Source organism: Streptomyces sp. 150FB (assembly GCF_000818195.1).
Classification (GTDB): domain Bacteria; phylum Actinomycetota; class Actinomycetes; order Streptomycetales; family Streptomycetaceae; genus Streptomyces.
The window spans coordinates 4,549,492-4,555,534 of record NZ_JTHL01000001.1 but is presented as its reverse complement, the minus strand read 5'-3'; the positions used below and the strand labels follow the sequence as shown (position 1 = coordinate 4,555,534).

The window sequence follows — 6,043 nt, the reverse complement described above, 5'->3', positions numbered from 1 at the left end:
CTCGCCCTGCCGGCCCGACCGGTAGAGCGCGAGCGCCAGCAGCTTCCAGGCGTCCTCGCGCAGCGGATGGCCCGAGGCATGGGCCTCCAGATCAGGCACGGCCTCGGCCGCCCGCCCCAGCCCGAGCAGCGCCTCCGCGCGCCGCTCGACGGCCAGCAGCCGCAGACCGTCCAGGCGGGCGCTCTCGCCGCGCGCCCAGCCCTCCGCCGCGAACTCCGCGTACGCGGGACCCCGCCAGAGGGCCAGCGCCGTGTCCAGACAGGACAGGGCTTCGCCGGCCCGTCCCGCCACCAGCAGCGAGCCGGCCTCACCGGTCAGCGCCTCGAACTGCCGGGCGTCCACGGATTCCGCCGCCGCTCGCAGCGCGTAGCCGGGGGACGCGGTCACGAGCAGCGTGGCGGGACCCCGGGGAGGCCGGTCGGGTTCGAGGGCGCGGCGCAGCGCCGAGACGAACGTCTGGATCACTCCGACCGCGCCGTCCGGCGGCCGGTCCCACAGGTCGTCGACAAGGCGGCCGACCGGGACGACCCTGCCCTTGGCGATCAGCAGCCGAGCCAGCACCGCGCGATGGCGCGGGCCCTTCAGCACCAGCGGTCCTCGCCCGTCCGAAGCCTCCAGCGGACCAAGCACGCGGAAGGTCACCGCTCGTGCCGTCGCCTCGCTGGTCATGTCAGCCAATGTAGCCGGGGCGTTCGGTGTATGCCCTGGTCAGCCCCGTTCCACGGACGGTGCTCAGCCGTTGCTGACCGGCTGCTGAGCGCGGACGGCCACGCTGGCCGGGAAGGCCGGCGCACCTGTGCCGGCGGGAACAAGTCGGAACAGGTCGGAACACCAGACCTTGAAGGGGAAAGGCCCTCACCATGGAACCCAGGATCAACGGATTCGACTACCAACGCGTCGCTGTCGCCGACGGCGTGTCCCTCAATGTCGCTGTCGGCGGCTCCGGCAGCCCCGTCGTGCTGCTGCACGGCTTCCCCCAGACCCACCTGATGTGGCGGCATGTCGCCGCCGACCTGGCCGCCGACCACACCGTCCTCTGCCCCGACCTGCGCGGTTACGGCGACAGCGACAAGCCGGTCGACACCGACGGACAGGCCTACTCCAAGCGCACCATGGCCGCCGATGTCGTCGCCCTCGCACGCGCCTTCGGCCACGAGCGCTTCGCGCTGGCCGGTCACGACCGGGGCGCGCTGGTCGCGATCCGGGCGGGTCTTGACCACCCCGATACGGTCACCCACCTCGCCTCGCTCGACGTCCTGCCGACGCTGGACATGTGGGACGTGATGAGCGGCACCTCCGCCGCCGTGGGCTTCCATCTCTATCTGATGGCGCAGCCGCCCGGTCTGCCCGAACAGATGATCAGCGCTGCGGCGGATGTCTTCTTCGGTCACTTCCTGGACATCTGGGCCCAGAATCCGGAGGCGATCCCTGCCGACATCCGCGCCGCTTACCTGAAGGCGTCCCGCGAGGCCGTCGACTCCATCGTCGCCGACTACCGGGCGTCGGCCGGCGTCGATGTCGAGCACGACAAGGCCGACCGTCAGGCCGGGAACCGGTTGCGCATGCCGGTGACTGTCCTCCAACAGGACTGGGGCACCGCCCTGGGCTTTGACGCTGCCGCGCTGTGGGAGGCCTGGGCGTCCGATCTGGACCACATCGGGGTCTCCTGCGGCCACTTCATGGCCGAAGAGGCTCCCGCCGATGTCACCAAGGCACTGCGAGACCTGCTGGGGAGGCGGGCGTCGACCGGCGGTCGGTGATGTTCGGCCGTCGGCCGGTGATGTTTCACGTGAAACATCACCGGCGGAACGCGTCGCGGTGTTCCCCGTGCCCAGCTACGGAAGTCACGGGCAGGGCGACCGCGGCCACATACTCGGGATGGACAACGCCCTGCGTACCGGCCCCGGTTGTGTTGGATACGGGCCGGCCCGCCCGTATCGCACCCGCCCATCGGCGGGCGTTCGATGCGAACGAGCTGGGGCGGAGCGCGGACCACGCCAACCCGCTGGAGGCCAGCGCCTTTTCCCCGGGTGCGTGTCAGTCCGACGGGCTCGTGCTCACACCGGTCGCATGATCGCCGCCACGGATGGCTGACAGCTTGACCACCTTGCGCACCCCGGACGCGCGGGCGGCCTCGATCATGGTTCGTCGCCGGACGGCTTCCGATCCTGCCCTGCTGAGGGCCATCTACAGCCCGGTAGGGGAGCGCCGCCATCCCGGCGACAGTCCGATGTCAGACGTGCCCGCTACGATCCGCACCACTCGATCGGGAGGGATCTGTGATGAGCGGGGTTATCGGCGTGACCAGATGGAATGTGACGATCGACTGCGCGCGACCGGCGGAGCTGGCCGCGTTCTGGGCGCTGGCTCTCGGATATACGGAGAAGCCGCCGCCCGTCGGGTTCGGCAGTTGGGAGGAGTGGCTCGCCCACTACGACGTCCCGGAGGAGGAGTGGGACGACGGTGCGTATCTTTCCGATCCGAACGGGACGGGCCCCAGCCTCTCCTTCCTGAAGGTGCCGGAGCCGAAGGTCGCGAAGAACCGCCTTCATCTGGATCTACAGGTCGGCGGCGGCCGTGAGGTCCCCTGGGACGTACGGTGGCCGCGCGTGGTCGAGGCGGTCGAACGGCTGACCGCCGCCGGTGCGACCGTGATCCGCGAGGACGCATTGCAGGGCAAGCCCGACCACGTCGTCATGGCAGATCCTGAGGGCAACGAGTTCTGCGTGGTCTGACATCTGTCCGGCAGGTCCCAGCGGCTGGATCGGCGGTGCTGTCGTCTTACGCGCGCGGCGTAAAGAAGTCGACTAGCCCCGCGCGGAACCGATAGATCTGGGCCCATGACCTCACCTCTCGAAGAGCTGCTGCCAGGTACGCAACGGGCCCTGCTGTACCGCGTCGCGCGCGCCCAGGCCGAAGGACGCGCCCCCTCACTCGTCGCGGCAGTGGGGCGCGGCGGACGGGCGGTGTGGTCGGGGTCCCGGAGCTGTGTCGACGGACATGCCCCGGACGCCGGCACCCAGTACCGCATCGGCTCGATCACCAAACCCTTCACCGCGGTTCTGGTGCTGCGGCTGCGCGACGAAGGGCTGCTCGATCTGGACGACCCGCTGGAGAAGCACCTTCCCGGCACCGGCGTCGGCGACGTCACCATCGCCCAACTGCTCGGCCACAACGCGGGCCTGGCCGCCGAGTCGCCGGCCCCCTGGTGGGAGCGGACGCCGGGGACACTGCGCCCGACGCTGGCCGATGTCCTCGGCGAGCAGCCCGTCCTGCACGCCGCCGGGCGCCGGCACCACTACTCCAACCCCGGCTACACGCTGCTCGGTTCGCTGATCGAGGCGGTGCGCGGCGCCTCCTGGGACGAGGTGCTGCGGCGCGAGATCCTGGAACCGCTCGCGATGAACCGTACGAGCGCACAGCCGGTCGCACCGCACGCCGGAGGGTGGGCTGTGCACCCCTGGGCCGATGTGATGCTTCCCGAACCGTCCATGGATCTGGGACTGATGGCTCCGGCCGGTCAGCTCTGGTCGACCGTCGCCGACCTATGCCGTTTCGGTCACTTCCTCGCCGAGGGCGACGACCGCGTCCTGAGCGCGGAGTCCGTGCGGGAAATGCGCCGACCGTCCGGGCCGCCGGAGGCCGGCGACTGGGACGCCGCCTATGGTCTGGGCGTACAGGTTGTCCGCAGGGGCGGCCGGACGTTGGTCGGGCACGGCGGCTCGCTGCCAGGATTCGTCGCCGGACTGTGGGTGAGCGTGGAGGAGGATGTCACGGCGGTGGCGTTCGCCAACTGCACCTCGGGTGCCAACACCGCCGCGCTGGGCGCCGCAATGGTCGGCATCGTGGCGGAAGCCGAGCCACGGATCCCCGAACCATGGCGACCGCTGCCGGAGTTCGATCCGGCGATGCTGGAGCTGACCGGCCCCTGGTACTGGGGCACCGGCTCCGTCGCTGTGACGCTGGCGGCGGATCGCGGCCTTGAACTGCGGCCACTGCGCGGCGCCGGCCGTGGCTCCCGGTTCGTCGCACAGCAGGACGGAAGCTGGAAGGGGGTCGACGGGTACTACGCGGGGGAGACCCTGCGTGTCGTACGCCGGGCCGACGGCTCGGTGGATCATCTCGACCTCGGGTCCTTCGTCTTTACGCGGGAGCCGTACGAGACGGGGGCCGATGTGCCTGGCGGGGTGGACGCCGAAGGCTGGCGCGGCCTGGAGGCCTGACGGAGTGTCCGTTGTTTCACGTGAAACATATCGGCTGTTTCACGTGAAACACGCACGATCCAAACCGTCGAGTACGGCTACAACCGCCCGCCGCTGTCGGCCCGTTACGCCATCAGCTCCCGCTCCAGCGGGGTGCGGAAGCGAGGAGTGATCCTGGCCGGACCCACCCACGCCGACAGCCGGGCCGCCTCCGCCTCGATGGCAGTCACGGCCTCCTGCCCCAGGTCGGTCAGCAGCCGCCAGACGATCTCGCCGTCCGCGCGCTGCGCCCAGCCGCCGACGATCGCGCCGTTCCACCACACGGTCGGGCCGATGTTGCCCGACCGGTCGAAGAGCGCGGGGCGGTGGTCCGTATCGAAGTGGAAGCCGCGGTCGGCCCAGCCCATGGCGCTCGGGTCGAGGCCGGGCAGCAGCGCGGCCCATGGCTCGACGGGCGCCTCGGCGGCCGTGTCGCCCGCCGCCACAAAGCCGGTGCCGGTGTCGAGCGTGACCTCTTCGGCGCCGACGGCCGCCAGCGCCTTGCGGGTAGCCGTGACGGTCCATCCCGTCCACCACTTCAGGTCGGCCACGGTCCCCGGCCCGTACGAGAGCAGCCAGCGCCGGGCCAGTTCCGCGCGCGCCTCGTCGGGGGACACGGTGGGCCACGCCTCCGACGCCCTCCAGCGGAACTGGCTGGAGGTCCAGGAGCCGCGCGGCCGGTCCCTGCGGATACGGCCCTCGGCGGCCAGCACGCGCAGGACACGGCTGGCGACGCCCTGCACGGCCTCCCACTTCGTACCGGGGAAGACGGTGATCTTCGTACGCAGGGCGGGCACGGCGGCGGACAGTTCGCTGCCGGTGGCAGCGCCGCGCGCGGTGAGGGCGTCCAGCGTCGCGGCCTCGGTGGCGGCGAGCCACTGCTCGTCCAGCCCGTTGGCCAGCTCGGCAAGGTGCTTCAGCAGCGTCCTGCGTTCCTTGACGGCGACGGCGCCAGCAGTCGAGGCAGCCACCTGCGGCGCGAGATCCGAAGAGACGGCGAACAGCGTATTGCGCAGGGACAGCAGCCGGACCAGCGAGACGTCCTCGTACAGCGCGCGCTCCAGGGCGGGGACGCTCGCTTCGGCCAGCCGGGCGCAGACGGAGAGGAAGACGGTCGCGGCGTCGGTGGCGTGCAGCGCGACAACGGCGTCCGCGACGGCGACCGGTTCCCGCGCCCGTACGGAAGGGGCCAGCAGATGGCGGCGGCCGAGCCGGAGCCGCCGCTGCTCGTCACTGATGCGGTGCACGGCCGCCTCCTCGTTGTACGCGTCCCACCGATCGCGCTCCGCGCATGGGTCGCCTCTCGGATTTCTCGGATTCTTCGGTTCGGGTCAGAGATCGAGCTTGAAGCCGAGATGCGTGGCGGCGAAACCGAGCCGTTCGTAGAAGCGGTGCGCGTCCGTACGGCTGGTGTCGGAGGTCAGTTGGACCAGTTGGCAGCCGAGCAGCCGCGCTTCCTTGATCGCCCACTCGATGAACCGCGTGCCGAGGCCGCTGCCGCGCTCGTCGGCGTGGACGCGTACGGACTCGATGACCGCGCGCGTGGCGCCCCGCCGCGACAGCCCGGGGATGACCGTGAGCTGAAGGGTCCCGACGACACGTCCGGCGCGCACGGCGACGACCAGGTGCTGGTTCGGGTCGCCGGCGAGCCGCTGGTAGGCGGCCGTGTACGGCGCGAGGTCGTCGGGGGACTCACGCTGGGCACCCAGTGGGTCGTCGGCGAGCATCGCCACGATGGCGGGGAGGTCGTCGGGGACGGTGGGCCGTATCTCCAGGTCGCTCATGATCCGCAGCCTAGAGGG

General features: G+C 71.2%; 6 protein-coding genes. 3 read left to right on the top strand and 3 right to left on the bottom strand.

Annotation, left to right across the window (positions count from 1 at the left end; all coding sequences use genetic code 11):
* Positions 1–669 (bottom strand): BTAD domain-containing putative transcriptional regulator (locus QR77_RS47815; protein ID WP_040023224.1); only part of this gene is annotated, 669 nt, incomplete at its 3' end.
* 191 nt (positions 670–860) lie between these two features.
* Here QR77_RS47815 and QR77_RS19450 point away from each other — a divergent pair.
* The 3 genes from QR77_RS19450 (at position 861) to QR77_RS19440 (ending at position 4,223) form a co-directional block, all read left to right on the top strand.
* A complete protein-coding gene (locus QR77_RS19450; protein WP_040023223.1) occupies positions 861–1,760 on the top strand; it encodes an alpha/beta hydrolase in 900 nt (299 codons plus the stop codon).
* 522 nt (positions 1,761–2,282) lie between these two features.
* Positions 2,283–2,735 (top strand): VOC family protein, encoded by a 453-nt coding sequence (locus tag QR77_RS19445; protein ID WP_040023221.1) that lies wholly within the window; start codon positions 2,283–2,285, stop codon positions 2,733–2,735.
* 105 nt (positions 2,736–2,840) lie between these two features.
* Positions 2,841–4,223, top strand: coding sequence for a serine hydrolase domain-containing protein (locus tag QR77_RS19440; protein ID WP_040023219.1), 1,383 nt, complete (start codon positions 2,841–2,843; stop codon positions 4,221–4,223).
* Between the two features lie 104 nt (positions 4,224–4,327).
* On the opposite strand, the gene QR77_RS19435 is transcribed toward QR77_RS19440, so the two are convergent.
* Together QR77_RS19435 and QR77_RS19430 are read right to left on the bottom strand one after the other, a co-directional pair.
* The gene (locus QR77_RS19435) at positions 4,328–5,488 is read right to left on the bottom strand and encodes a winged helix DNA-binding domain-containing protein (RefSeq protein WP_040023217.1); all 1,161 of its coding nucleotides are present in this window, start codon (positions 5,486–5,488) and stop codon (positions 4,328–4,330) included.
* A gap of 84 nt (positions 5,489–5,572) precedes the next feature.
* Positions 5,573–6,025, bottom strand: coding sequence for a GNAT family N-acetyltransferase (locus tag QR77_RS19430; RefSeq protein WP_040023216.1), 453 nt, complete (start codon positions 6,023–6,025; stop codon positions 5,573–5,575).
* Between the last annotated feature and the right edge of the window lie 18 nt (positions 6,026–6,043).

What these genes read in the sequence shown, in the direction of transcription:
- QR77_RS19430 (WP_040023216.1), bottom strand. Translation starts at nt 6,025, where the DNA reads ATGAGCGACCTGGAGATACGGCCCACCGTCCCCGACGACCTCCCCGCC.
- QR77_RS19440 (WP_040023219.1), top strand. Translation starts at nt 2,841, where the DNA reads ATGACCTCACCTCTCGAAGAGCTGCTGCCAGGTACGCAACGGGCCCTG.
- QR77_RS19450 (WP_040023223.1), top strand. Translation starts at nt 861, where the DNA reads ATGGAACCCAGGATCAACGGATTCGACTACCAACGCGTCGCTGTCGCC.
- QR77_RS19445 (WP_040023221.1), top strand. Translation starts at nt 2,283, where the DNA reads ATGAGCGGGGTTATCGGCGTGACCAGATGGAATGTGACGATCGACTGC.